At 55.8% G+C, this 25,155-nt stretch carries 26 protein-coding genes and 1 pseudogene; 8 read left to right on the forward strand and 19 right to left on the reverse strand.

The annotated features are described in order from the left end of the window. Positions 1–3: 3 nt before the first annotated feature. The 8 genes from EI185_RS01405 to EI185_RS01440 all read right to left on the reverse strand — a co-directional run bounded on the left by EI185_RS01405 (position 4) and on the right by EI185_RS01440 (position 5,875). Entirely contained in the window at positions 4–438 is a 435-nt protein-coding gene (locus tag EI185_RS01405; protein WP_124703336.1) for a CBS domain-containing protein, read from the reverse strand. Between the two features lie 90 nt (positions 439–528). Then, positions 529–1,014: a YajQ family cyclic di-GMP-binding protein gene (locus EI185_RS01410; RefSeq protein WP_124703337.1), complete on the reverse strand. Its 486-nt coding sequence runs from the start codon at positions 1,012–1,014 to the stop codon at positions 529–531. A 32-nt stretch (positions 1,015–1,046) separates the two neighbouring features. Beyond that, positions 1,047–1,358 (reverse strand): pyrimidine/purine nucleoside phosphorylase, encoded by a 312-nt coding sequence (ppnP, locus tag EI185_RS01415; RefSeq protein ID WP_124703338.1) that lies wholly within the window; start codon positions 1,356–1,358, stop codon positions 1,047–1,049. A 14-nt stretch (positions 1,359–1,372) separates the two neighbouring features. Continuing rightward, complete coding sequence (locus EI185_RS01420; protein ID WP_124703339.1) at positions 1,373–2,599, reverse strand: argininosuccinate synthase; 1,227 nt, start codon at positions 2,597–2,599, stop codon at positions 1,373–1,375. Next, on the reverse strand, positions 2,592–3,515 hold the full coding sequence (argF, locus tag EI185_RS01425) for an ornithine carbamoyltransferase (protein WP_124703340.1): 924 nt from the start codon (positions 3,513–3,515) through the stop codon (positions 2,592–2,594). The genes EI185_RS01420 and argF overlap by 8 nt, the downstream gene beginning before the upstream one ends. Next, complete coding sequence (locus EI185_RS01430) at positions 3,515–4,693, reverse strand: aspartate aminotransferase family protein (protein ID WP_124703341.1); 1,179 nt, start codon at positions 4,691–4,693, stop codon at positions 3,515–3,517. Before EI185_RS01430 ends, argF begins: the two co-directional genes overlap by 1 nt. A 75-nt stretch (positions 4,694–4,768) precedes the next feature. Next, positions 4,769–5,350: a superoxide dismutase gene (locus EI185_RS01435; RefSeq protein WP_124703342.1), complete on the reverse strand. Its 582-nt coding sequence runs from the start codon at positions 5,348–5,350 to the stop codon at positions 4,769–4,771. 36 nt (positions 5,351–5,386) lie between these two features. Then, complete coding sequence (locus EI185_RS01440; protein ID WP_124703558.1) at positions 5,387–5,875, reverse strand: urate hydroxylase PuuD; 489 nt, start codon at positions 5,873–5,875, stop codon at positions 5,387–5,389. Between the two features lie 419 nt (positions 5,876–6,294). Between EI185_RS01440 and EI185_RS01445 the strand changes: the two genes are divergently transcribed. Then, positions 6,295–6,591 carry a DUF3579 domain-containing protein gene (locus tag EI185_RS01445; RefSeq protein WP_124703343.1) on the forward strand — a complete coding sequence of 99 codons (297 nt, stop codon included), beginning with the start codon at positions 6,295–6,297 and terminating at the stop codon, positions 6,589–6,591. 98 nt (positions 6,592–6,689) lie between these two features. Here the strand turns inward: EI185_RS01445 and rpsT are convergent, their stop codons facing one another. Continuing rightward, the gene (gene rpsT, locus EI185_RS01450) at positions 6,690–6,953 is read right to left on the reverse strand and encodes a 30S ribosomal protein S20 (RefSeq protein ID WP_124703344.1); all 264 of its coding nucleotides are present in this window, start codon (positions 6,951–6,953) and stop codon (positions 6,690–6,692) included. Positions 6,954–7,310: 357 nt separating this feature from the next. Here rpsT and EI185_RS01455 point away from each other — a divergent pair, with 357 nt between their 5' ends. Continuing rightward, the gene (locus tag EI185_RS01455) at positions 7,311–9,125 is read left to right on the forward strand and encodes a diguanylate cyclase domain-containing protein (RefSeq protein WP_189836227.1); all 1,815 of its coding nucleotides are present in this window, start codon (positions 7,311–7,313) and stop codon (positions 9,123–9,125) included. A gap of 51 nt (positions 9,126–9,176) precedes the next feature. On the opposite strand, the gene aroC is transcribed toward EI185_RS01455, so the two are convergent. Further along, entirely contained in the window at positions 9,177–10,283 is a 1,107-nt protein-coding gene (gene aroC / locus EI185_RS01460) for a chorismate synthase (RefSeq protein WP_124703346.1), read from the reverse strand. Between the two features lie 47 nt (positions 10,284–10,330). Next, positions 10,331–11,800, reverse strand: coding sequence for a M17 family metallopeptidase (locus EI185_RS01465; RefSeq protein WP_124703347.1), 1,470 nt, complete (start codon positions 11,798–11,800; stop codon positions 10,331–10,333). A 115-nt stretch (positions 11,801–11,915) separates the two neighbouring features. Between EI185_RS01465 and pdhA the strand changes: the two genes are divergently transcribed. The 3 genes from pdhA to EI185_RS01480 all read left to right on the forward strand — a co-directional run bounded on the left by pdhA (position 11,916) and on the right by EI185_RS01480 (position 17,035). After that, positions 11,916–12,875 carry a pyruvate dehydrogenase (acetyl-transferring) E1 component subunit alpha gene (gene pdhA, locus EI185_RS01470; RefSeq protein WP_124703348.1) on the forward strand — a complete coding sequence of 320 codons (960 nt, stop codon included), beginning with the start codon at positions 11,916–11,918 and terminating at the stop codon, positions 12,873–12,875. Positions 12,876–12,998: 123 nt separating this feature from the next. Continuing rightward, the gene (locus tag EI185_RS01475) at positions 12,999–13,979 is read left to right on the forward strand and encodes an alpha-ketoacid dehydrogenase subunit beta (RefSeq protein ID WP_124703349.1); all 981 of its coding nucleotides are present in this window, start codon (positions 12,999–13,001) and stop codon (positions 13,977–13,979) included. Positions 13,980–14,080: 101 nt separating this feature from the next. Then, positions 14,081–17,035 (forward strand): FAD-dependent oxidoreductase, encoded by a 2,955-nt coding sequence (locus tag EI185_RS01480; protein WP_124703350.1) that lies wholly within the window; start codon positions 14,081–14,083, stop codon positions 17,033–17,035. A gap of 126 nt (positions 17,036–17,161) precedes the next feature. On the opposite strand, the gene EI185_RS01485 is transcribed toward EI185_RS01480, so the two are convergent. Continuing rightward, on the reverse strand, positions 17,162–17,905 hold the full coding sequence (locus tag EI185_RS01485) for a DUF8737 domain-containing protein (protein WP_189836228.1): 744 nt from the start codon (positions 17,903–17,905) through the stop codon (positions 17,162–17,164). 39 nt (positions 17,906–17,944) lie between these two features. Then, complete coding sequence (locus tag EI185_RS01490) at positions 17,945–18,292, reverse strand: MarR family winged helix-turn-helix transcriptional regulator (protein ID WP_189836229.1); 348 nt, start codon at positions 18,290–18,292, stop codon at positions 17,945–17,947. A 354-nt stretch (positions 18,293–18,646) separates the two neighbouring features. On the opposite strand from EI185_RS01490, the gene EI185_RS01495 reads away from it, so the two are divergent. Beyond that, on the forward strand, positions 18,647–19,798 hold the full coding sequence (locus EI185_RS01495) for a D-alanyl-D-alanine carboxypeptidase family protein (protein WP_189836230.1): 1,152 nt from the start codon (positions 18,647–18,649) through the stop codon (positions 19,796–19,798). 274 nt (positions 19,799–20,072) lie between these two features. Beyond that, positions 20,073–20,570 (forward strand): DsrE family protein, encoded by a 498-nt coding sequence (locus tag EI185_RS01500; RefSeq protein ID WP_223247605.1) that lies wholly within the window; start codon positions 20,073–20,075, stop codon positions 20,568–20,570. 249 nt (positions 20,571–20,819) lie between these two features. Here EI185_RS01500 and EI185_RS01505 read toward each other — a convergent pair whose 3' ends face one another. Continuing rightward, positions 20,820–21,377: a glutathione S-transferase gene (locus EI185_RS01505; RefSeq protein WP_262982369.1), complete on the reverse strand. Its 558-nt coding sequence runs from the start codon at positions 21,375–21,377 to the stop codon at positions 20,820–20,822. Between the two features lie 30 nt (positions 21,378–21,407). Between EI185_RS01505 and EI185_RS01510 the strand changes: the two genes are divergently transcribed. After that, a complete protein-coding gene (locus tag EI185_RS01510) occupies positions 21,408–21,761 on the forward strand; it encodes a hypothetical protein (RefSeq protein ID WP_189836253.1) in 354 nt (117 codons plus the stop codon). Between the two features lie 235 nt (positions 21,762–21,996). On the opposite strand, the gene EI185_RS01515 is transcribed toward EI185_RS01510, so the two are convergent. The 5 genes and pseudogenes from EI185_RS01515 to merP all read right to left on the reverse strand — a co-directional run bounded on the left by EI185_RS01515 (position 21,997) and on the right by merP (position 25,152). Then, on the reverse strand, positions 21,997–22,272 hold the full coding sequence (locus EI185_RS01515; protein ID WP_189836231.1) for a hypothetical protein: 276 nt from the start codon (positions 22,270–22,272) through the stop codon (positions 21,997–21,999). A 95-nt stretch (positions 22,273–22,367) separates the two neighbouring features. Continuing rightward, positions 22,368–22,627, reverse strand: a pseudogene (locus EI185_RS18105) (IS21 family transposase); the annotation flags it as partial. A 127-nt stretch (positions 22,628–22,754) separates the two neighbouring features. Then, positions 22,755–23,198, reverse strand: coding sequence for a hypothetical protein (locus EI185_RS01520; RefSeq protein WP_124703355.1), 444 nt, complete (start codon positions 23,196–23,198; stop codon positions 22,755–22,757). Between the two features lie 17 nt (positions 23,199–23,215). Further along, on the reverse strand, positions 23,216–24,853 hold the full coding sequence (merA, locus tag EI185_RS01525) for a mercury(II) reductase (protein ID WP_124703356.1): 1,638 nt from the start codon (positions 24,851–24,853) through the stop codon (positions 23,216–23,218). Beyond that, complete coding sequence (merP, locus tag EI185_RS01530) at positions 24,850–25,152, reverse strand: mercury resistance system periplasmic binding protein MerP (protein WP_124703357.1); 303 nt, start codon at positions 25,150–25,152, stop codon at positions 24,850–24,852. Before merP ends, merA begins: the two co-directional genes overlap by 4 nt. Positions 25,153–25,155: the final 3 nt, after the last annotated feature.

Raw genomic sequence — 25,155 nt, forward strand, 5'->3', positions numbered from 1 at the left:
CGATTATTCCGGCCAGTGTTTGATGTAGCGCTTGAGCAGGCGGTTTTCAAAATCCGCTTCGTTGAGACAGGCGCGCGCGACGTCATGGAAGGAAATCACGCCAAGCAATGTTTCGCCTTCCATTACCGGCAGATGGCTAACCCGGTTTTCTGTCATCACGCCGCGCACATAATCCACGGTGTCGTCCGGGTTGCCGATGATGGGTTCAGTGACCATCATATCGCTGACTTTAACCGCAATCAGCGCACAGCCGCGCTCATTCAATCCGCGCAGCACATCACGCTCGGTAAGTAATCCGACCATGGTTCCATTCTGACGTACGATTAACGAACCGACATCGTGTTTCACCATCACCTCAACCGCTTCTGAAACTGGTTGATCCGGGTCGATAGCGAAAATATCGCCACCCTTGATAGTCAGAATTTCACGAATAATCATTTGATCATAGCTCCAGGCAAACCTGCTTACACACGCATACAGAATATCAGATGCCCGGCATGCATGAAAGCCGAATGCACCTTGGATAGGTCAATCCCTGAAGTTCTGGAACTGTAATGGAAAATCGCTGACGCTTTTACGTACCAGCGCGATGGTTTCCTGCAACAGGTCACGCTTGGCGCCTGTCACGCGTACCGCTTCACCCTGAATACTGGCTTGCACCTTGAGCTTGCTGTCCTTGATGATTTTTACGATTTTTTTGGCAAGTTCGCTTTCCACGCCGGTTTTCACCGTGGCACTCCGCTTGACCTTGTTACCGGTGACTTTCTCCGACTTTCCCATCTCCAGGCACTTAATGTCTATGCCCCGTTTGATGAGCTTGCCATTGAGGATTTCCTGCACCTGATCGAGTTTGAAGTCGTCGTCGGCGTAAATCGTAAGCACATATTCCGCCTGTTCCACACGCGCGTCGGATCCCTTGAAATCGAAGCGCGTCGAGACTTCCTTGTTGGTTTGCTCGACTGCATTTTTGACTTCTTGTTTGTCTACTTCGGAGACGATATCAAATGAGGGCATGTCGGACTCCAGTTCAGTATTGATTGAACATATCAGCCGAAGTGGCAGACATAATCCAGTGTTTCCATGGTTTCTATATCGAATTTGCTATTACCCGGCACTGAGAACCGCTCACCCGCTTTGTAGGTTTTCCAGTCGGATTCACCAGCGAGCTTGACTCTGCATACACCACCGTTTATTTCCATGATTTCAGGTGCGCCGGTATTGAACACCAACTGGCTGGGAAAAATCACACCCACACTTTTTTTGCTGCCGTCGGCAAATACCACGGTATGCGACACGCATTTGCCATCAAAATATATATTGGCCTGTTTGACCACGCTCACGTTATCGAATTGAGGCATGACTGGTTCCTGTATTAATTGCTGCTGCGGTTTTTGAGTTTGGCGGCAATTCGCAAACGCAGCGCGTTGAGCTTGATGAAACCGCCGGCATCGGCCTGGTTATAGGCACCTGCGTCGTCTTCAAAAGTGGCGATGGTGGAATCGAACAGCGAATCGGTCTCGGAATCGCGCCCCACCACAATCACATTGCCCTTGTATAGCTTGACCCGTACCCAGCCATTCACGCTCGCCTGCGATGCGTCTATCATGGTTTGCAGCATGGTCCGCTCCGGACTCCACCAGTAGCCATTGTAAATCAGGCTGGCGTAACGCGGCATGAGATCGTCCTTGAGATGCGCTACCTCGCGATCCAGCGTGATGGATTCGATGGCTCGATGAGCCTTGAGCATGATGGTACCGCCCGGGGTTTCATAACAGCCGCGCGACTTCATCCCCACATAGCGGTTTTCCACCAGATCCTGACGACCAATACCGTGCTTGCCGCCCAGACGATTCAACTCGGCCAGCACAGTTGCAGCGCTCATTGCCTGGCCGTTGATGCCCACGATATCGCCGTGGCTGAATTCCAGATCAACATATTCGGCCGCGTCCGGCGCCTGTTCCGGTGATACTGTCCAGCGCCACATGTCTTCCTCTGGCTCGTCTGCCGGATTTTCCAGCGCGCGCCCCTCATAGGAAATATGCAGCAGGTTGGCGTCCATGCTGTAAGGGCTGCCGCCCGCCTTGTGCTTCATTTCTACCGGGATAGCGTGCTGCTCGGCATAGGCCAGCAGCTTTTCGCGCGACAACAAGTCCCACTCGCGCCACGGGGCGATGATTTTGATGTCCGGCTTGAGCGCATAGGCGCCCAATTCGAAACGTACCTGGTCGTTGCCCTTGCCGGTGGCGCCGTGCGAAATGGCGTCGGCACCGGTCAGGTTGGCAATCTCGATCAGGCGCTTGGCAATCAGCGGGCGGGCAATCGACGTGCCGAGCAGGTATTCACCCTCGTATACAGTATTGGCGCGGAACATGGGAAACACGAAATCGCGCACGAACTCTTCGCGCAAATCGTCGATGAAGATTTCCTTCACGCCGAATTTTCCGGCTTTTTCGCGTGCCGGTTCCAGCTCTTCGCCCTGGCCGATATCCGCAGTAAACGTCACCACTTCGCATTGGTAGCTATCCTGCAGCCACTTCAAAATCACCGAGGTATCCAGCCCGCCCGAGTAGGCAAGCACGACTTTTTTAACGTCACTCATTTACTTTTCCCAACAATAAATATTCCATCAAGGCTTTCTGCGTGTGCAACCGGTTCTCGGCTTCATCCCACACCACGCTTTGCGGGCCGTCGATCACCTCGGCCGCCACTTCCTCGCCGCGGTGGGCGGGCAGGCAGTGCATGAACAGCGCGTCGCTGGCCGCCACGCGCATCATGTCGGCGTCCACCTGCCAGTCCTGAAAATCACGCACACGCTCTTCGTTTTCCGCTTCGAAACCCATGCTGGTCCACACGTCGGTGGTCACCAGATCAGCACCGCGGCAGGCTTCCATGGGGTCGGCAAAACTCTCGTAGTGACTGGTGTCGTACAGTCCGGCACGTTCCGGTTCGACTTCATAACCTTGCGGAGTCGACACATGCACATTGAAATCCAGTACCACGGCAGCTTGCAGCCAGGTATTGCACATGTTGTTGGAGTCCCCGATCCAGGCTACTGTCTTGCCCATGATGCAACCGTGACGCTCGATAAAGGTGAAAATGTCGGCCATGATTTGGCACGGATGGTATTCGTTGGTCAGCCCGTTAATCACCGGCACCCGCGAATAGGCGGCGAAGCGTTCAATAATGTCCTGCTCGAAGGTGCGGATCATCACAATATCCACCATGCGCGAAATCACCTGCGCCGCATCTTCCACCGGCTCACCGCGCCCCAGCTGCGTGTCGCGGGTGTTGAGGTAAATTGCCGAGCCGCCCAGCTGGTGCATTCCTGCTTCAAATGACAGGCGGGTGCGAGTGGATTGTTTCTCGAAAATCATCGCCAGCGTACGATCCATCAGCGGATGATAGGTTTGATAGCCCTTGAAACGCGCCTTGATGATTTTCGCGCGCTCAAAAATGTATTCGAATTCTTCGCGCGTCAAATCCTGGAACTGTAGGAAGTGCTTGATGGCTTGCATCACACGGCCCTGCCGAGAAAACTGCGCACCAGTGGCGCAAGCACGGCCACCAGCTGTGCCGCTTCGGCTGAATTCATCACCAGCGGCGGTACCAGGCGCACCACGTTATCGGCGGTCACGTTGATCAACAGGCGTTGCGCCAGCGCCAGTTTGACCAGCTCGCCACACGGACGATCCAGCTCGATGCCGATCATCATGCCCAAGCCGCGTATTTGCTTGACGCCCGCCACACCGTCAAGCTCTTGCCTGAGTCCTGACAAAATTTCACCGCCAATGCGGGTTGCATTGGCCAGCAGGCCTTCATCTTCCATGACCTGCAAGGTGGTCAGCCCGGCGGTGCAAGCCAGCAGGTTGCCGCCAAAAGTGGAGCCGTGATTGCCCGGCTTGAATACATCCGCCGCCGCACCGCGCGCGAGGCAAGCACCTATCGGCATACCGGAGCCCAGGCCTTTGGCCAAGGCCATCACATCCGGCAACAGGTCAGAGTGCTGAAAACCAAACCAGGTACCAGTGCGGCCGATACCCGTTTGCACCTCATCCAGCATCAGCAGCCAGCCCTTGTCGTCGCAAATCTTGCGCAAGGCGAGCAGATATTCGGCATCCGGAATCTTGATGCCGCCCTCGCCTTGTACCGGCTCGACCAGTATCGCCACCACATCATGATTGTGCTCAGCCACCTGGCGTACCGCTTCCACATCATTATAGGGTACCCGCGCGAAGCCCATCAGCAAAGGCTCGAAACCGGCCTGTACCTTGCGGCTGCCAGTCGCGGTCAGCGTCGCCATGGTGCGCCCGTGAAAGGCTTTTTCCATGACAATGATGGTAGGTGTAGTGATCCCTTTCTGATGACCATATAGTCGCGCCAGCTTGATGGCAGCTTCGTTGGCTTCACAGCCGGAGTTGCAGAAAAACGCCTTGTCCATGCCGGATATCTGGCACAAACGCTGGGCGAGTTGCTCCTGACGCCGTATCTCGTAGATATTTGAAGTGTGGATCAGTGTACGTGCCTGCTCGCATAGCGCGGCAGCCAGCCTGGGGTGCGCGTGTCCCAATCCGTTGACGGCCACGCCTGCCAGCGCATCCAGGTATTTGTCACCGGCTTCGTCCCACAGCCACACGCCTTCACCCCGAACAAACGCCACAGGTTGACGTGCATAAGTATTCATCAAATAAGACATAGCCATTGACTTATAGAGAGGGTTAAAAAGCACACGGCGGCTTACGCCGCCGTGATGTGTTACCAACTGCTACGTTCAGGACGCAAAATTTTGCGCCACGAATTTCCAGTTTACCAGATTCCAGAACGCCTCTACATATTTGGGACGGGCGTTGCGATAATCCACATAGTAGGCATGCTCCCACACATCGCAGGTCATTAGCGCCTTTTGGCCGCTGGTCATCGGTGTAGCCGCGTTACTGGTGGAAACAATGTCAATCTGACCGTCAGCCGTTTTCACCAGCCATGCCCAACCCGATCCGAAAGTACCCACGGCAGCTTTGCTGAAAGCTTCCTTGAATGCATCAAACGAACCCCATTTGGCCTTGATGGCATCGCCCAGCGCTCCGCTCGGCTCACCGCCACCGTTGGGGCTGAGGCAATTCCAGTAAAAGGTATGATTCCATACTTGGGCAGCATTGTTGAACACACCGCCGGAAGATTTCTTGATGATTTCCTCCAGGGTCATGCTTTCAAATTCATTGCCCTTGATCAGGTTATTCAGATTGGTCACATATGCCTGATGGTGCTTGCCATAGTGATACTCGAGAGTTTCCGCAGAAATATGCGGTTGCAAAGCATCTTTGGCATAAGGTAAGGCCGGTAATTCATGAATCATCGCTTTCTCCTTTAAACAGACCACAGTTAAACAAATTTAAAAGCCGTATACGCCGCTATGTGCCCCCGCAGCCATGAAAAACAACATCGGGATGGACAGCATGGTATTGGTACGAGACGCCAGAAAAGCTATCCTGCGTGCAGTATTTTTCTGCGTATCCGTGGCTTTAGCCAAACCCAGGATTTTTCTCTGATTGGGCCAGATTAACATCCATACATTAAACAACATAATCGTACCCAGCCATGCCCCTATCCCAATCACGGCATGGGATGGTTGCAGACTGAATGCCGCCTTGAAGTATGGTCCCAGCAATGCTGCTCCAGCCAGCCAGGTAACCAGAGCAGACCAGCGAAAAAACAATAACGCGCGTGGTACAACATGCTTGCTGATCCCAGCCGCACTACCGTCTGCGGCTGCCGCCTTCATGGCATCAGCCTGTACAAAATTAAAATAATACAGAAGGCCAATCCACATTACGCCCGCCATCAAGTGCAGCCATCTGGCTAGTGCCGGAACGAATTCCATCATACCCCCGGCAACAAAAAGTTTTTGAGAAAAACGTAAAGTACTATGGTGAGTACCAAACCGGAAAAAATGGTTCCCCACAACGAATCCAATGGATTTTTCACAGATTTATTTTCCTCAGGAAATTTACTGATTGCGGCAGGGGAAAAATACACCAGCCATACGATTATAATTAGCTGAAACCATGCCAGGCAGCAAGCGTTAAACTTTTAAGCACTTGAATCGTTTAGATGTTGTTGGGGATTCGATGACCCACTGTTTGACACGCAACTAAACTGGAAAATCACAGTCCTGTCTAATATTCATCAATATTCCTAGCCGACTAAATGAATGAACATGCATATTAGCCTACCAGTACATTAACCGATGCGCCATACTCTGGTAAAATGCACATCAGGCATACAGCAAAAACCACCATAATGTCCGAGCCTTCCAATACCGAACTTATCATCCAAGGTTTAACTACATCCGGACGCACATTTCGCCCCAGCGATTGGGCAGAGCGCCTGTCCAGTGTGTTATCGACTTTTGGCGAAGACCACCGTATGACTTATTCACCTTACGTGCGCCCGACCACGCTGGATGGTGTGAAATGTGTCGTAGTAGATAAACAGCTACAAATTGAGCAACCGGCGGCTTTTTCTTTCCTGATGAATTTTGCGCGTGAAAATGACCTGAAAGTGCTGGATCCAGCACAGACCGACGATCAGCCGTAAATGTAAATATTGCGCAGTTTTTTACTGCGCACGATCTTATAGGGAAGAATACTGTGCAGACGCGCCTGGAAACTATTTTCCCAGGCGGTTGAAGCTATTCAGGCCATTGCCTTGACAGCTGAGGACAGGCGACTTTTGTGACGCGACGCTTTGTTCTTGTGGATGATTCGTTTGTCAGCGATGCTGTCGATAGCTTTCATCGACTCGCCGAATACGGTTTGAGCAGCAGCTTTATCACCTGCCAGCACAGCTTTTTGAACTTTCTTGATGGCGGTACGCAAAGTGGAACGCAGAGCGGCATTACGCGCGCGCTGTTTGTCATTCTGTCTGGCGCGCTTTCTGGCCTGTGCGCTATTTGCCATGGATGAAACTCCTGTCTGATTTCGCTAAACGTGGAATTATAAAGACCATCAACATTTCTGGCAAGTCCAATTGCGAACACCTTCGTCCCTGCTGCATACACTTTCCGCTTCCGGTCCAAGGTATACCTCTTCGGACATACCGAATGGTCAGAATGGCTCGGTCCCGCATATTACATTTTTATTTTTGGGTACATAAAATTCCTGGTGGCATACGTTGATTTAATGTTTTTGTTATATTGATGTAACCTGTATTTTAAACACTGAACAAGATGTGAATAATAAAAAGCAGTAATTTATGAGTGGAGCGAGACAAACATGCGGGCGGCAAGTACTCCGGCGGGAACCCTTCGGGGTTCCATGGCCGATGAATTAGAGTTATACAAGCGTTACCTCAAAGCGCTCAGCAGTGTCGCTGAGGTTTTGCTGGAAGGAACCAGCGAACAAAACCTGACTGAAGTACTGCAGCTATTGGTCGCAAACTCTGGAATAGACTGTTGCGCACTATTCCTGAACAAGCCCGAAAAAAACGCACAAGGCGCCAAACTTTACTGCACGTGGTCGTCTGCCGAAGCAGTGAGTCAATTATCCGATTTCATGCAGTTCCGGGATATCGATTATCAAAAGTACCCGCTGCTTTTCGATACATTGCATGCGGGCATGGTGTTTTCCAAAAATATCGCGGAATTACCGATCGAGGAAGCCACGCTCTTTGGCACGCAACAAATCCATACCGCATTGTGCATACCATTGCTCATGCAGGACAAAATGGAAGGTTTTCTCGGCCTCTTTAGCCGGAATGAATCGCGCAACTGGCTGCCCATAGAGGTGAGTGTGTTGTGCGCGATAACCAATAGTCTCGCGCTCGCACTGGTCCGCAAACGTGCTGAGCAAAACCTGGAAGCTAGCAGCGAGCGGTTGAAGGCATTGGTCGGCGCAACCGAAGACATGATTATCGAATATGATCTCAATGGTCATATCGTCAATGTGTGGTCCGATAACAGTTCCTTTTCCATTGGTCTGGCTTCGGGCATTGCCGGCTTGACATTGGAACAGGCATTGCCCGATGACATGACCCAGGCAATCCGGCGAGCCACACCGAAATTGCTGGCTGGCAGCAATCGTGAAACCTTTGAATTCACGCTCAACATCGACAGCACAGATCGTTTTTTTCTGGGCAGATTACAAATGCTGCCTTCAGAAACAGGCCAAACCAGAAACATCGTGGCGCTGATACGCGACATTACCGAATTGATGCGAGAAGAAGCACAGCGCCTGTCCATGCTGGAAACGCTTAATCTGCTCGAAGAAGCCATTATCGATCTCTCTCTTGATGGCCTGCTGCTTAATTTCAGCGGCGCCTGGAACAAACTGCTGGATTTGCCCAGCGGACACACCAATGACCATCTCGGGAAACCGCTGATTGATTTTGTTTACCAGGACGACCGCCCTGCGCTTGTTTCAGCTATTCATCTATTGGCCTCCGGCAAGAAACATTCCGAGGCGGTTCGTTTTCGTCTTTTGCAAGGCCAGGATCCTGTCTGGATCGAAGCACACTTGCTTGCACACCATTCTCTGCAAGGACAGATCACCGCACTGCGCGGCGTTCTGCGCGACATCACCTCCAGCTATTTACAGGAGCGGCGCATTACCCAGATGGCATTGCATGATGCGCTGACCCAGTTGCCCAACCGTATTCTGCTGGAAGAGCACCTGCAACAATCCATTGCCCGCGCACAGCGCGGAAATGAAAAAGTCGCATTGGGATTTATCGACGTCGACTATTTCAAGCATATCAACGACACCTTGGGACACAAAGCCGGCGACATCGTACTCGTTACGTTAAGCAAACGCCTGCAGTCCGTGCTCAGAGAGATAGACACGCTGTCGCGCTGGGGAGGCGATGAGTTTGTTGTATTGTTGCCCGATGCCAGCAGCGAACATGACATCCGCAGAATTGCGGAACGCATGCGCAAAGTAGCCCTTAAAAGTATCGACCTGGACGGCATTGAGACCAAGATTACACTCAGCATCGGCCTGGCAATTTATCCGGATGATGCAGATAGCTCGGAAACACTGATGAGCATGGCGGATCACACCATGTTCCACGCCAAAAGTGTCGGGCGCAACAATGTGCAGTTTTTCCAGGACATCCGCGCAACCCTGAAACGCTAAGCCCCATCCTGCTGCGCGTCACCGCGTACGCAAGGCGCGAACGCCTTGATGCTATTTTGTTTGAATATTTCCCGGAATCTGCGGTGTTTCCATCACCACATCCGCGCACTGGGCACGGTGTCTCAACGCATGATCCATCAGCACGATCGCCATCAGCGCTTCGGCAATTGGTGTAGCGCGGATGCCGACACAAGGGTCATGACGGCCATGCGTGACAACCTCGATGGGGTTACCCTGCTTGTCAATGGAACGGCCGGGCAGACGGATTGATGAAGTGGGTTTGATGGCGACATGGGCGACAATATTCTGCCCACTGGAGATGCCGCCCAGCACACCGCCGGCGTGATTGGACAGGAAACCTTCCGGGGTAAGTTCGTCGCGATGTTCAGTGCCTTTCTGACGCACGCATTCGAAGCCGTCGCCAATTTCCACACCTTTGACGGCATTGAGTCCCATCAGGGCATGGGCGAGGTCGGCATCGATGCGGTCATAGAGCGGCTCGCCCCAACCTGCCGGTACATTCTCGGCCACCACAGTGATTTTGGCGCCGACTGAGTCACCGGATTTGCGCAGTTCGTCCATGTAGGCTTCCAGCGCCGCGACACTATCGGGATCAGGACTGAAGAAAGCATTTTCGCCAACGGCTGCCCAGTTTTTAAAAGTCAAATCTATCGGCCCCAGCGCAGACATGTGGCCGCGCACCTGGATGCCGTATTTTTGCGCCAGCCATTTTTTGGCGATGGCACCGGCACCCACCGTCGGTGCGGTGAGCCGTGCCGATGAACGCCCGCCACCACGATAATCGCGGATGCCGTATTTGTGCCAGTAGGTATAGTCGGCGTGTCCAGGGCGGAAGGTGTCGGCGATGTTGCCGTAATCCTTGCTGCGCTGGTCTTCGTTGCGGATCAACAATGCAATGGGAGCGCCGGTCGTGTAGCCTTCAAAGATGCCGGAGAGGATTTCCACCGTGTCCGACTCGCGCCGCTGGGTGACGTGACGCGAGGTGCCGGGCTTGCGCCGATCCAGTTGCGCCTGGATATCCTCGGCGCACAATTCCATCCCCGGCGGACAACCATCCACCACGCAGCCTATGGCCGGGCCGTGGGATTCTCCGAAGTTAGTAACGCTGAATAACTTGCCTATGCTGCTGCCGGACATGGTCGTGCTCGCTCAGATTTCAAAGCGCCGAGTTTAACATGGCACGCTTACTTGCTGACCTGCAACTCGGCCAGCAGCCTGATTCCCCAGGCCACGCCAAATCCGGTCACCTCGGTGTCCACCGCACCCAATCCGTCATCGCAGTTGCTAGAAGACAAGTCCACATGCAGCCACGGACGCTTGTCCACGAAACGGTTAAGGAAACGCGCTGCAAGAATATGATCGGCATCACCGTCAAGCGTACATTGCTTGATATCGGCAATATCGGAATCCAGCGCGGGTTCGTAGTCTTCATCCATCGGAAAGGCACACATGCGCTCACCGCTGGCTTTGCCCGCCGCAACCGCTTGCGTGAGCAGTTCATCGCGGTTGGACAGCACCCCGCTATAGCGCTCGCCCAGCGCAGCGCCCATGCTGCCGGTCAGCGTGGCAAAATCGACGATGGCATTGGGCTTCTCGCGCGCAGCCAGCGCGAGCGTATCGGCCAGCACCATGCGGCCTTCGGCATCGGTGTGCACCACTTCGATGGTGGTACCGTTGAGCGCAGTGACCACGTCGTTCTGCTTATAGGCTTTCGCGCTGATGTGATTTTGCGCGATCGCCAGCCAGCAATCGATGTTCACCGGCAAATCCAGACGCGTGGCCGCCACCAGAATGCCCAGCGCCACCGCCGAACCGTTCATGTCCTCGTGCATGCCCTGCATATGTCGGGCGGGCTTGAGGTTGTGCCCGCCGGTATCGAAGCAGATGCCCTTACCCACCAGCGCGACGGTTAATCTGGTTTTGGGATGACGACGGCGCAGATGCACAATGGCAGCGTCCTCCGGATCCGACCCTTGCGCCACCGCGACGAACGCGCCGGCGCCGAGTTTGCGCAGTTTTTTCATGTCGTATTCGATATGCTTCCAGCCATTGTCTTTGGCCAGCTCGCGCACCCGTTCCCGGTAGATGCCGGGGGTGAGCTGGTTGGGTGGCGTGACCGTGAGACTGCGACACAGGGTATTGCCTTCCGCCACCGCGCGCTGCGCGGCAAAACCATCGGTAGAACTATAGCCAAACAGGTGCAAAGTTTGCAGCGGTTTGGGCCTATCCTTGCTTTTCAGGCTGGGCAGCGCTGCGCCGTTGATCCACACCACATACACCGCAGCAGCCGCAGCTTGAGCGCGAAAATCCTCATCGCCGCTGATCGCCAGACTGATTTCCCTGGGTGATTCGTCCAGAAGGATATGCAAGGCCTGGCGCAGTACGGTGTGCTGGCTGAATGCGGGCTGTTTGGTATCCAGCATGACCCACACGATCAAGCCGCCATGTGCCGTTTCCACAGCGACTGGCGTTTTCGCCAATTCAGCTGGTTTTTTGTCTCGTCTCCGCAGTGCGGCAGCGAGTTGCGTCAGACCCGGCAGGTCGCCGTCTGGGGGCAAGGCGGCGGTTTTCGGCAAAACCATCAAAATATGACTGGCTTTATCCATTTGCGTTATAGGAATTTGTTTTTTATTTTCAATAAGTTTTGCGAGCATATTCAACCTTGACGTTGGGTTTTGGCTTGACCGGATAGGGTGTTTTAACCGATCATAGCAGAGTTTGTATTACCTAAAATCAGTCCGGGCTCAAGCTCTTGCAAGGAAGAAATACATGAAACTGGAAGATAAAAAGCGCGTGCTGCGCGAAATGGTGTTGCACCGCCGCTTTGAAGAGCGCTGCTATCAGGCCTATATCGAACGCAAAATCGGTGGCTTTCTGCACCTCTACCCCGGTCAGGAAGCCTGCTGCAACGGCGTGATGGAAGCGGCCCGCCCCGGACACGATTATGTCATCACCGGCTACCGCGATCATATCCACGCCATCAAATGCGGTTCCGACCCCAAGGCCGTCATGGCCGAGCTGTACGGCAAGGAAACCGGTTCCTCCAAAGGACGCGGCGGCTCCATGCACATCTTTGATGTGGCGCATCGCTTCATGGGCGGTTACGCCCTGGTTGGCGGTCCGTTCCCCCTTGCTGCCGGCATTGCCAAAGGCATTCAGATGAAAGGCGGCGACGAAATTTCCATCTGCTTTCTGGGTGACGCCGCCAATAACCAGGGGGTGTTCCACGAAACCCTGAACATGGCCGCATTATGGAAACTGCCGGTGTTGTTCGTGTGTGAAAACAACCAATATGGTATCGGCACCTCGATTGACCGCTCCACCGCCGTGCTCGACCAGTTCAAACGCGTATGCGGCTATGGCATCGAATCGGCTCAGTGCGACGGACAGGATATCGACGTCGTATATGAACACGCGCGCAAAGCCGTGGATTATGTGCGCAGCCGCAAGGGGCCGTATTTCCTTGAGTTGATGACCTACCGTTATCGCGGCCACTCGATGTCCGATTCACGCGGCTACCGCACGCGCGAAGAAGAAGAACAATGGAAACAGCGCGACCCCATCAACATCCTGCGTGATCGCCTGATTGACGCCGGCGCGCTGACCATGGACGACTATAACGCCATGGAAAAAGACACTGACGCCTATATCGAAAACGAAGTGATCAAGTTCGCCGAGGAATCGCCGGAACCGGATGTGGCAGACCTGGAAAAATACGTTTTCGCATAAATGCGATAGCCGCAGGGATCACAAAGGCCACCGGGAAAAACTCCTGCTGCGCCTCTAAAAACCACTCTGTGGATTCTGTGCCTTCCGAGGCAACAAAAGATTCGAGAATTAAGGAAGATCGACATGGCTGAAATAATGTACTGGGAAGCGCTGCAGCGCGCCCACGATGAAGAAATGGCGCGTGACCCGCTGGTCATCTGTATGGGTGAAGATATAGGCGTGGCCGGCGGCACCTACAAGGCCACCAAAGGGCTGTATGAAAAATATGGCCCGTTGCGCGTGATGGATACCCCCATCTCCGAAGGCGGCTACACCGGTCTGGGTATCGGCGCATCATTCCTTGGCATCCGCCCCATCATCGAAATCATGTCGGTGAACTTTGCCTGGCTGGCCATGGACCAGATGTTCAACTCCGCAGCCAAAGTACGCTATATGTCCGGCGGCCAGCTCACCTCCCCCAGCGTGTTCCGTGCCGCGGGTGGTGCCGCGCATCAACTGGGCGCCCAGCATTCGGCGCGCATGGAAAAGGTATTCATGGGCATCGCCGGCCTGCGCGTGGTCACCCCATCCAATCCCAAACAGGCCTACGGCTTGTTGAAGTCCGCCGTGCGCAGCGATGATCCTGTCTTCATCAACGAGCATGAGCTCATGTACAACATGAAAGGCGAAGTGCCGGACGAAGAATATTTCCATCCGCTGGAAGGCTCTGAAATCAGTCGCTCCGGCAACGATGTCACCCTGTTCGGCTATAACATCTCGGTACACTGGTGTCTCAAGGCCGCCGAAATTCTGGACAAGCAATATGGTATCTCCGCCGAAGTGGTGGACCTGTATTCGCTCTCCCCGCTGGATCGCGCCGGCATCAAAAAATCGGTATGCAAAACCCATCGTGCGATCATCGCCGAAGAAGACGAAGCCCCGGTAGGTGTCGGCTCCGAAGTGATCGCCATCATCAACGAGGAATGCTTCTTCGAACTCGATGCTGCACCGGTGCGCGTACATTCCGCACTCGTGCCGCAACCCTATAACCACAAGCTGGAAAAAGCCGCCATTCCCGACCATGAAGACGTGATTTCGGCAGTTTTGAAGATGCTCGGCAAATGAAACCGCCGGTGGCAGATCACCGCTAGCAGAGTTCTGTGCGGCCACTGGCCGCACAGCTTTTTGGCTACGGGCTGCAACGTTACAGGCTAGAGGAAAAAGCAATGTCATCACATTACGTCATTACCATGCCGCAGTTGTCCGACACCATGACCGAAGGGGTTGTGGTGACTTGGGAGAAACAGGTCGGCGACAAAGTCGAGCGCGGCGATATTGTCGCCACTGTCGAAACCGACAAAGCCATCATGGACGTGGAAGTATTCAAAGCCGGTTATCTGGCCGGCCCGTTGGCGGAAGTCGGCGCCACTGTTACTGTCAGCGGCGCACTGGGCTATATCACCGATACCCTGGGCGATCTCGCCATTGGTGAAGGCGAGGTTGTCACCGAACAGGCGGCCACCGAGATGATCCCGCACCAGGCCGGCATGCCGATTGTCATGCCACAGCTGTCCGACACCATGACCGAAGGCATCGTGGTGACCTGGGAAAAAGCCATCGGCGCCGCCCTCAAACGCGGCGACATCGTGGCTACAGTGGAAACCGACAAGGCCATCATGGATGTGGAAGTGTTCCAGGAAGGTTTTCTGTCTGGCCCGCTGGCAGGCGTGGGCAGCACGGTGGAAGTGGCGCATCCGATGGCCTTCATCGTCAGCGACGCCGCTCAGGTGAACAATACCGAAGTCACCGTTTCCGCCGAACACAAGGTGATCGAAAGCCATCACCAGAAAGACAAGACTCCGATCTACGCCGCGGCGGCCAAATCCACGCCAGCAGCCACTCCCGCAGTGACCCAACCAGGTGCCAAACCGGTGGCCCGTCCGGCCGGTCGTCAGGCCAGCCCCTACGCACGCAAGTTGGCAGGCGAAATCGGTGTTGATTTGAGCCAGCTGGCCGGTTCCGGTCCGGCCGGCGTGATTGTCGCCCAGGACGTGGCGCGCGCCCGCCCGAGCATGGCGCAAGTCGCCCACTCCCTGCCGCAGGTCGAAGTGCCCGGCACTGGCCGCCCCATGTCCTCGATGGAAAAGGCCGTGTCGCACGCGATGACGGCGGCGCTGACGCTGCCCACCTTCGATGTCACCTTCAACATCAAACCCGAGAAACTCATCGCTGCCGCCAAGGCGCGCAAGGTTTCGGTGACGGTAGCCATCGCCAAAGCCTGTTCCGTGGCCATGCTGAAGCACCCGATGCTGAACAATTGCTACCAGCCGGTGGACAAAATCGTCGAGCGCAGCAACCACGATTTCGGCGTTGCCGTCGCTGCCGATGGTGGCGGGCTGGTAGTGCCGATCCTGCACAACATCGAACAGAAATCCCTGGAGCAACTGCAGGCCGAGTGGAGCGACCTGATGCCGCGCGCCCGCGCCCGCAAGCTGTCGCCCAATGAATACGCCAGCCCGACTTTCACCATCTCCAACATGGGCATGTTCGGCGTCACCCACTTCACCGCCATCCCCACTCCCGGCATCGCCGCCATCATGGCCATCGCCGCTACCGGGCCGGACGGCATGCCGGTGAACATCACCGGCGATCATCGCGTGGTGAACGGCGCGCACGTCGCCGCCTACCTGGCTGATTTGAAGAAAATTATCGAAAACCCGGAAAGCTGGCTGGAAGCAACCGCCACCAACCCGATTCCCGAAGGCGACTGGGACTTTCCGGTCATCGTCATCGGCGGCGGTCCCGGCGGCGAAGACTGCGCACGCGACCTGGTCGAGCATGGCGTCAAGGCGGCAATGATCAACAACGCCCCGCTGCCTGGCGGCGAGTGCCTGTGGCGCGGTTGCATTCCGTCCAAGGCCTGGCGCCACAATGCCGACCTGATGCGCGACCGCGCCCACGACGCGGAAAAAGGCATCACCGGTACCAATACCCCCAAGCTTGACTGGGCAACACTGGAAACACGCCGCAAGGGCATCCTGCAAACCCGCGGCGAACTGGCGCTGAAAACCGACAAGGGCGTCAAAATTGACGTACGCGAAGGCTTTGCCTCCTTTGTCGATGATCACACCATCAAGGTGCAGCCAGCCGGAGGCGAAGCCTACACCCTGCGCTTCGGCGCTGCAGTGATTGCGCCGGGCGCGCCGCCGTTCGTGCCGCCCATCCCGGGCGCGCTGGAAGGCCTGACCGGCGGCGGCGTGATTACTTCCGACACCATCTGGAACCTGCCTGCCCCGCCAAAGAAAATGGCCATCGTAGGCGGCGGCGTCATCGGCGTGGAAATGGCGCAGATTTTCCGCGATTTCGGCACCGAGATTCTGATGCTGGAAGCCAGGGACCGCATTCTTGCCGAAGTCGAAGAAGAAATCGCCAAGCAGCTCACCGAGCTCCTCAAGCAGGAATTCAGCGTTGTCACCAGCGCCAAAATCGGCAGCATTGCCGGTACACCTGGCAAAATGAAACTCGACTACGCCGACGCCGAGGGCAAAACCGCCAGCTTCGATTGCGATTATGTACTGATGGCTACCGGCAAGCGCCCCGACACCAGCAAGCTCAATCTGGAAGCCGCAGGCGTGCAACTGGATGGTGCGGCGATCAAGGTCGATACCCGTGGCCGCACCAGCGTGCCGCACATTTACGCGGTGGGCGACGTGGTGGGCGGCTACATGCTGGCTCACACCGCCGCCACCCAGGGGCGCGTGGCGGCCAGCAACCTGCTGGGCGAAGATCACGTGTACAACCAGGATCTGGACTGCGGCGTCACCTTCAGCCGTCCGCAGGCCGGTTTTGTCGGCCTGTCCGTGGCGCAAGCCAAAGCCAAGGGCGTCGACGCGGTGGAAGCCAAGATGCCGATGAGCATCGATGCCAAGGCGATGATCAGCGGCGAGACCCACGGCATGATCAAACTGGTGGCAGACAAAGCCACACAGAAGATCATCGGCGTGCATTTCCTGGCCGAACACACCGACACGCTGATTGGCGAAGCAGTGATGATGGTGTCCGCCGGCATGACCCTGAAACAGGTCGCCCAGGCGATACATCCGCATCCGACCCAGACCGAGCTGTTTGGCGAACTGGCGCGGCGCCTGATGTCACGCCTGCGCAGGACGGCCAAGCACTGAGCAAGCGTTTTTGCAGCCCCCCGGTACATCATTCTCTCAGCGACCACCCTGTTTTAAGGGCGGTCCGCTTCCGCATTCAGGTCACGAGTAAAAACCTCTCGCAACTAAGCGGCTTTTATTTGGTTTTCAGTTATCTCGCATCGGGTGCCGTACGTTCAGTAACATTTTTCCTTGATCAGCAAACGATTCGCTTCGGTTCAGGCGATAAAACACGGCAAGATGAGTCGATGCCAGCAGAGGAACCAGGAACCCAGGTATCAGCAGCCAGGGAAGCGTGGTCATGATGGCTGACCCCGGTTCCGTAAATATCAGCTGCAAGGGCCCCGGCGAAGAGACCGCTCCGAGGCCAATAGCCGCGGCCAGATCGAGTAGTCCCAGGATATTCCAGACCAGAACCGTCGGGCGCACGGCTGCACCATGTTTGTACACCAGCCATGCGACCGGTCCCGCGGCAAGACCGACCATGACATCGCCCCAGCCGGCGACCGGCGCAAAGGGCGCCGGCAAGCGGCCTGCTGCATAAAGGATCAAGAATGTGACGCCCAGGACGCGGATGGCGTGCACACCGATGAGCATGTATAGAGGAATGGTTTGCAACGCCCGGCGCAAGGACGGCGAGCGAAGCACGCCAACGCTGAGAATCACAATCGGAAGTATCACCGCAACGCCAAGACCCGGCGCACCTACACCGTGCTGGTAAGTCAGCACTTCGGTGATCGCCATGATTGTTACCAGCACGAACCATAAAGTGAGTCCGCCGGCGATGCGCAGGCGCCCCCGGATATCTTCGCCGAATCCAACAGCTAAAACCGAAACCGCAAGGGCGGCGCTGGCAGTCAGTTCAATTGAAGCAAGCAGATCGAATTCCATAGCACACCTCCGTGTATATACACATTGTTGAACAAAAAATTATCCGCAACGAGAGACATTCAAGTCTTGGATACCCGCGCGATCAAGCACCTCTCCAACTGTGGATTGCGCCTGTTTCCACGCATCCAGAGCCGCCAGGGCGGCGGCCTCCCCTTTTTTCGTAATAGCGATGCGCCGGACGCGTTGATCATCATCGGCCACGCTGCTGACATAGCCTTTTTTTTCCAGCGGGCCCAAATTTCTGGTCAGCGTGGTGCGCTCAAGCCCCAGCATTGTTGCCAGTGCGCTCAGTGGCAGAGGACCGGTTTGGGCCAGAGTCGCAAGCAGCGTGAACTGGGTTGCACGCAGGCCGGTACCACGAAAACTTGCTTCGTAGTGCTGGGTCACGGCGCGACTTGCTCGGCGCAGTGCCGAACAGGCACAACTGCGACAGGCATGGAAAGGAGATTTTTCGTCAGTCATATATGTGTATATACACCATTATTCACGAAGGAGCAAGCACATGAATTTGTAGCTACTTGAGAGGAAATGAATACGCAAGGTGCTCGACTTGGAAGAAGCCAACGGCAGAGTGTCCTGGTTCCGCCCTCAACTGAAATGGCTCCTGTCCTGCAAAGCAGGTACCATAATACGCAGGGAACTCCTCATGGCGCACCGCATCTTACCGCGGTGCCCTCGCCCATATTTTATAAAATCTTATCCTTCCAAGCCCCAGGCTTGACCACCCTCAAGGAGTTGTACATGCCGTTATCCTTCCCGTCGCGTGCCCTCGGCATGCTATTGCTGGCTGCCGTATTCGAGGCCAGCGCTGTCGCCGTTCCTCTGCCAGCCATTCCTGACGCACCCAACGTGGACGCTCGCAATTACGTGCTGATTGATCCGGTTTCCGGCCAGGTGCTGGCTGCACGCGAAGCCGACCAGAAGGTGCCTCCTGCCAGCCTGACCAAGCTGATGACAACCTATCTGACGTTCCAGGCAGTTGCGCGCGGCAGCCTTAAGCTCGACCAGACCGTCCCGGTCAGCGTGGCTGCCTGGAAAGCCGGCGGCTCGACCATGTTCCTGCAACCCAATCTGCCGGCAACCGTCGAGCAGGTCATTCAGGGCATGGTGGTGGTTTCCGGTAACGACGCGGCGGTGGCGCTGGCTGAAACCATCGCCGGCAATACCGACAGTTTCGTGCAGATGATGAACGCCACGGCACGCCAATTGGGCATGACCAACACCCATTTCGACAATGTGGACGGGCTGCCCACGCCCACCCACAAAGTGAGCGCGCGCGACATCGGCATACTGACCGAAGCCATCATCCGTCAGTATCCGCAGTACCTGCATTATTTCGGTGAAAAGACTTTCACCTATAACCACGTCACCCAGAACAACTGGAATCCACTGGTATTCAGCGACCCCACGGTCACCGGGATGAAAACCGGCCATACGGACGAGGCCGGCTACTGCCTGGACGCTACGGCCGTCCGCAAGGGACGCCATCTGATTGCCGTCGTGCTCGGATCCTCCTCGCGCATGGGCAGCGCACATGCCGCCGAGGCATTGCTGGATTTCGGCTATCACTTCTTCGAAACGCGGCGCGCGTATAGCGCTGGTCAAGTCATCAGCACAGTGCGCAATAATCAGGCGAGTCCCGCCCTGGTATCCATCGGAACCGCCCGCGACGTCTGGGTCACGATGCCTATCGGGCGCTATGCGCAACTCAAGCCCAGCGTGAATCTGCCTGCGCAAATGCCTCTGCCGCTAAAACGCGGACAGCAAGTTGGCACCCTGATCTTGAGTGAAGGCGGTAAGGAAGTGGCCCGAACACCCCTGGTCGCAATGACCTCGGTGGAAAAAGCCGGCTGGTTTGGCCACTTGTGGAATGTCGTTCGCGCCAAGTTCTGAAGCGGTCATTTTCTACCCGCTGAGCATGCCGGCATAAACAGCCTGACCCCAACCATTCCGGCGCGGCATTAACGTGCCGGAATGGTTTCTGCCTGACCTCCTCTGACATCCTGCAATTTCGGTTGTACACTATCTCCCGCATCGGGGGAGAGGCGCATGCACCAGTCCGGTTTATCAGGACCATGCGAACTACCCCTCCGCTTGCCACGGTATGGCCGGTGACCAGTAACACACCGCCTCACCAACTTAAATCCTAAAAATATTGGAGGCACACATGAAAAAGCTCAGCATGACTTCACAAAAAATTGGATTCACTGCGGCCACAGCATTATTGGCCGCTTGCCTGCCGCTCAGCGCAGCCGCCGGAACCTCGGGGGATTATCAGGGAGCGATGCCCAACAAGGGTCAGTACAATGTGATCTTTCATCTCGATGCAGGCGGCGTGCCGGCCATCAAAAAAACCCTGAACAATATCGAAAACATCCTGCACGACCCGCGCCTTGCCGGAAAACTGCACGTGGAACTGATTGCCAACAGCAAGGGCTTCGACGTGTACGTCAAGAACAACGGCTTCGAGGACAAGCTCAAGCATTTGCAGGCGGAAGGCGTGATCCTGGCGCAATGCGCCAATACGCTGAAAGAACTGCACGTCGATCGCAACGACCTCTACCCGTTCATCAGCATCGTCCCTTCCGGCATGGGCGAGATCACCATACGCGAAGCGCAAGGCTGGGCCTACATTCATCCATCCGCACCGCCTGAGCAGCTCTGACCGGCATCCAAATACCCCCCGCTACAATACGTAGCGGGGCTTCAAATGAGATGCACATCTCAAACCGCCCATTCTCACAATTGATTCCGCATTGCCTTGGTGAAAACCAAAAAATGCATTCGATCATTGCAACTTCTGCAACCGGTATTCAGCCTTCTGCGTGTCTACTATCCGGCTATCATCAGCTGTATAACCAATAAAAAATATGAGGAAATTTCGGTCTGTAGCCAGGGATATGCGCTTGCAGTCTTACACAGGCAAACGCTCAAACTGAGGCAGACGCTCCGGCTCGTCGCGAGCACTATCTATCCAGGCCTGCATCGCAGGGAGTGCAAGGAACGCGGACACATAGTCCGCTGATTCAGGCTTTACATTGACATCATAAGTTCGGACCCTGAGTGCAATCGGTGCATACATAGCATCCGCCACCGAGAACGTGCCGAAAAGAAACGGGCCGGCGGATGCAAATTGAGCCCGGCACTCGCTCCAGAGCGCCTCAATACGATCCAGGTCATTGCGTGCCCCAGCACTTACCGGAAAGCCGGGATGATAGGCGCGGCAATCCATAGACAACTCGTGGCGCAGCGTACTGAAACCGGCATGCATTTCGGCACTGACAGAGCGCACCATTGCGCGCGCCCGGATATCAGTAGGCCACAGATTCTTATCCGCATGACGTTCAGCGAGGTACTCGCAGATCGCCAGTGATTCCCATACCGTTACCGGACCATCGATAAGAATTGGAACACGCGTCCAAGTCGAATATCGTGCAAGCTGAGATTTGGTTCCTGCTTGATACAGCGGCACACGAATCTCCTCAAACGGGATCCCTGCCTGATGCAGCAACAACTAAGGCCGGAGCGATCAGGAAGAATGATTTTTATTGCCAATGACCAATTGCATCGCTCCTTCTCCATTCCATATATTTACATTTGCCCACTCATTACAGCAGCAATCACCCAGATATCAACCGGCTCAATTGATAAAATCGTTTCTCTCACACAGAATATCTGCTGCATGACGACCCGCTTAAACAGAATGACCGGTGCCGTTCAGTGGTATCGCATTGGTGGGAAAGCCTCGGATGTTCTGCCAGTTGAAATGGCGAACTTCGGTGTTGTAGCTGATGTTCCACAACTGATCAATCGACTGCACAATGGCCTTGACCGGCACATCGGAACTAGTACCTGACCTGCACCGCCTCCGCACGCAGCCGCCACCGCTGCACCAGCAATTAATCGTCGCATAACAATCCCCCGCCGCCCAAACTTACAGAACGCACAGGGTATTATGGGCGAATGTCAAAGCCAGTAATGCTCCTCCAAAATGGGCTGGTCTGACCAGGGAATGACGCACGCACCAGTCACGTAGCATGCCCGGCGAGGGCGGCCGCGGAACGGTCTGGTCGTAGCTGCGGCTTGGTCGGCTATTGATTTCCGATATACTTCAGACCGACATAGGGGCCGCTGGCGCTGAAGTCAGTGTTGTTACCGTTGTGGGCCTTAAAACTGGAGGTAGGCGAAAAGTATTTTGAGGGCGGTCTGTTTTGCGAACCGGCTGGATTTAGCGCGCCGTTTTTAACCTTGTACGAAGGTCGCTGGCCATGCTTGCCCAGACCTACGGCGAGCGCGTCGTCAGAGGCGGCCAAGTAGCTGCCCAACACCAAGACTGCACCAACTACGGCAATTTGTTTAATGAACATGTTAGGCATCTCCTTTGTGACGTCCGTTCGACAGTAAGCGTTCTGATTTTAATGCCCAATTCGGGTTAGAGGCAACCTACACCAGCAAGGCTTAGCACCAATATCCAGTCTGGTTCTGAGCGGACGACATCTGCTGATAGCACCGGCGGGAAGAGGCGGTACTCAAGGGAGGTCTCATCCAGGCCGTCTGGCAGCGGATAGCCGATTCCGGCCTCACTGGCACAGCGCAGATACTGGCTGACAGGGTCGGCGAGGCGCCGATGGCGTTGGCAATCTCTCGATGGGAGCGGTTACATTCGTGATGCAGCCGCAGTGCTTCTGTAGTCTTGCGCATGGATAACCTGCAATTCGCCATGTGGCCTGCGAAGAAAATCTTCGAGAGTGCCACTGTTAGCCCGCGCGCTACGTCACAATTTTACTGTCCAGTTTGCGCTGGAATCAGTGTCCAGTTTGGCCTTGTATAAGCAATCCAGCATCGGCAATCAGTCGGCATCATCAATATCCAACATAGGGCAGACTTTCCGGATCGTCATCCCGTTGTGCCACTGTTCACTCGAAGGTCGGGGCGAGTTTCGCCAACACTTCGTCCATGATCGGGTCTGGCAAGGTATCCACTTTGCCGGTGGTAAGATCGCGTTGACTCGGTGTGAACCATATTCAACGCTTATTCCGGTTTCAACTGCACTGAAAGGGTAACAACCCAGGCCGGATTCTGTCACCACCAGCGCATCCAGTTCCACCAGCTGGTTCAGGCAGTGCAGCGGGATGATATGAGGTTGCGGAGCGGCACCGTTATCCAGCCATGCCTGCAACACAATCCTGTAGGCAGCGCGTGCAGCAATCTGTGCAGCCTCGATTCTGGCTTGCAGCGGAAATTCGCGGCGCAGGCGTCCTAACTCTTGCGTGATACTGGTATTGGATAACAAATATTTTGCCCGTTGGGTTATCCCGCACAACACGACAACTGCTTCACATCCTTGTGAAAAGTCTGTGCGCAAAGTTTCAGGCCTTCAACCATGGTGAGATAAGGGAATAATTGCCCCGCCAGTTCCTCGACCGTCATCCGGTTGCGGATGGCAAGCACCGCCGTCTGGATGATTTCCCCACCTTCCGCCGCCAGCACCTGCGCGCCCAGCAAGCGTCCCGAGCCTTGTTCCGCAACCAGCTTGATGAATCCGCGCGTATCGAAGTTGGCCAGGGCACGCGGCACATTATCCAGGCCGAGGGTGCGGCTTTTGGTTTCGATGCCGAGTGCGGCAGCTTGCGCTTCGTTCAATCCCACGGTTGCCACCTGCGGGTCGGTAAACACGACAGCGGGCATCGCGGACAAATCCAGCGCGGCATCGCCGCCGGTCATGTTGATTGCGGCGCGCGTACCGGCAGCAGCCGCTACATACACGAACTGCGGCTGATTGGTGCAATCGCCCGCCGCATAGATATGCGGCACCGAGGTGCGCATGTGGCCGTCGATGATGACCGCGCCGCTGGCGTCGGTTTTCACCCCGGCGCCATCCAGGTTCAGACCATCGGTATTGGGCTTGCGCCCGGTGGCGACCAGCAAGCGGTCGCCGTCAAGCGTTTCGGAGCCGATATTCACCTGGAAAAGTGTGCCGTCGAAACGCACATTTTGTACCTCGGTGTCGGTCAAAATGCGCATACCCTCGCCTTCCAGTATGGTCTTCAACTCTGTACCGAGCGCGGGGTCTTCCTTCGACAATAACTGGCTGCGTGCAATCAGCGTGACCCTGGAACCCAGACGCAGAAAGGCTTGCGCCAGCTCCAGCGCAACCACCGAACCACCATACACGATCAGGTGCTGCGGCAACGCCTCCGCAACCAGCGCCGCCGTCGAGGTCCAATAAGGCGTATCGCCCAGACCCGGCGTGTCCGGAATGGCAGGCGAACGACCGGTGGCGATCAGGATGCGATCCACGGTCAGTTCTTTTTCGCTGCCGTCCGCCTTTTTCACCACCAGGGTATGAGCGTTCTTGAAGCGCGCAAAACCTTGTTCCAGCGTAATGCCGGGATTCGATTCCAGGATGCTTTCGTACTTGGCGTGACGCAACTCCTCCACGCGTGCTTGTTGCTGTGCCACCAGCGCCTTGCGATCCACGACTGGCGGCTGCTTTTTCAGCCCATCGAACGGATTGTCAGCTTGCAGGTGGGCGATATGCGCAGCACGGATCATGATTTTGGACGGCACGCAGCCGACATTGACGCAGGTACCGCCAATTTCACCCGCTTCGATGACCGTCACCACGGCGCCTTCTTCAACTGCACGAATGGCGGCAGCAAAGGCGCCCGACCCCGTGCCGATAATGGCAACACGGAGGCCGGACGTGTTAGCCGCAGAGGCTGTCGCACCTGCACCACCCGCTGATTCGGCACCGTACCCGCCTGCCTTGATCGCATTGATCAACGCCGCCGCGGAAACCTCGGCTGTGGTCTCAACCGAAGCACTGCCTGCCGCATAGGAAACTTCGGCATGCTTTACTCCGGGAACAGCCGCCAGCTGTTTTTCTATTGACCGGGCACAATGCTCACAGGTCATGCCGGTAACCCGCAGCGCATGCGTGGTCATTTTGCTTTCGCGCCTTTAACGGTGGAGGGGTAACCTGCCTGCGTCGTGGCATTGATAATCTGTTTGATATTGGTTTTCGCGTCGTCGTAGACGACCACTTCCTCTTTTGTCTCAGGCGTCGCGGTCGCGCTAACCACTCCAGGCAGTTTTTTCAACGCGGTTCTGACGGTAATCGGGCATATTTCGCAATCCATGCCGGGAATGTCCAGGGTCACCGTCTTCTGCGCGGCAAACGCCGGCGTGATGGACAGGCCCGAGACAGCAAAAATAGCGGCACACAATAAATGACGAGCGTTCATAAG

Source organism: Sulfuriferula multivorans, assembly GCF_003851125.1.
In the GTDB taxonomy this organism is placed as follows: Bacteria; Pseudomonadota; Gammaproteobacteria; order Burkholderiales; family Sulfuriferulaceae; genus Sulfuriferula; species Sulfuriferula multivorans.

Coding starts and splice junctions, on each gene's coding strand:
- rpsT (WP_124703344.1), bottom strand. CDS start 6,953: ATGGCAAATAGCGCACAGGCCAGAAAGCGCGCCAGACAGAATGACAAA.
- EI185_RS01405 (WP_124703336.1), bottom strand. CDS start 438: ATGATTATTCGTGAAATTCTGACTATCAAGGGTGGCGATATTTTCGCT.
- EI185_RS01440 (WP_124703558.1), bottom strand. CDS start 5,875: ATGGAATTCGTTCCGGCACTAGCCAGATGGCTGCACTTGATGGCGGGC.
- EI185_RS01420 (WP_124703339.1), bottom strand. CDS start 2,599: ATGAGTGACGTTAAAAAAGTCGTGCTTGCCTACTCGGGCGGGCTGGAT.
- EI185_RS01485 (WP_189836228.1), bottom strand. CDS start 17,905: ATGGAATTCGATCTGCTTGCTTCAATTGAACTGACTGCCAGCGCCGCC.
- merA (WP_124703356.1), bottom strand. CDS start 24,853: ATGACCACGCATGCGCTGCGGGTTACCGGCATGACCTGTGAGCATTGT.
- EI185_RS01480 (WP_124703350.1), top strand. CDS start 14,081: ATGTCATCACATTACGTCATTACCATGCCGCAGTTGTCCGACACCATG.
- merP (WP_124703357.1), bottom strand. CDS start 25,152: ATGAACGCTCGTCATTTATTGTGTGCCGCTATTTTTGCTGTCTCGGGC.
- EI185_RS01455 (WP_189836227.1), top strand. CDS start 7,311: ATGGCCGATGAATTAGAGTTATACAAGCGTTACCTCAAAGCGCTCAGC.
- EI185_RS01475 (WP_124703349.1), top strand. CDS start 12,999: ATGGCTGAAATAATGTACTGGGAAGCGCTGCAGCGCGCCCACGATGAA.
- EI185_RS01515 (WP_189836231.1), bottom strand. CDS start 22,272: ATGTTCATTAAACAAATTGCCGTAGTTGGTGCAGTCTTGGTGTTGGGC.
- argF (WP_124703340.1), bottom strand. CDS start 3,515: ATGCAAGCCATCAAGCACTTCCTACAGTTCCAGGATTTGACGCGCGAA.
- EI185_RS01465 (WP_124703347.1), bottom strand. CDS start 11,800: ATGCTCGCAAAACTTATTGAAAATAAAAAACAAATTCCTATAACGCAA.
- EI185_RS01430 (WP_124703341.1), bottom strand. CDS start 4,693: ATGTCTTATTTGATGAATACTTATGCACGTCAACCTGTGGCGTTTGTT.
- EI185_RS01500 (WP_223247605.1), top strand. CDS start 20,073: ATGAAAAAGCTCAGCATGACTTCACAAAAAATTGGATTCACTGCGGCC.
- EI185_RS01410 (WP_124703337.1), bottom strand. CDS start 1,014: ATGCCCTCATTTGATATCGTCTCCGAAGTAGACAAACAAGAAGTCAAA.
- aroC (WP_124703346.1), bottom strand. CDS start 10,283: ATGTCCGGCAGCAGCATAGGCAAGTTATTCAGCGTTACTAACTTCGGA.
- EI185_RS01510 (WP_189836253.1), top strand. CDS start 21,408: ATGCAGCAACAACTAAGGCCGGAGCGATCAGGAAGAATGATTTTTATT.
- ppnP (WP_124703338.1), bottom strand. CDS start 1,358: ATGCCTCAATTCGATAACGTGAGCGTGGTCAAACAGGCCAATATATAT.
- pdhA (WP_124703348.1), top strand. CDS start 11,916: ATGAAACTGGAAGATAAAAAGCGCGTGCTGCGCGAAATGGTGTTGCAC.
- EI185_RS01495 (WP_189836230.1), top strand. CDS start 18,647: ATGCCGTTATCCTTCCCGTCGCGTGCCCTCGGCATGCTATTGCTGGCT.
- EI185_RS01435 (WP_124703342.1), bottom strand. CDS start 5,350: ATGATTCATGAATTACCGGCCTTACCTTATGCCAAAGATGCTTTGCAA.
- EI185_RS01445 (WP_124703343.1), top strand. CDS start 6,295: ATGTCCGAGCCTTCCAATACCGAACTTATCATCCAAGGTTTAACTACA.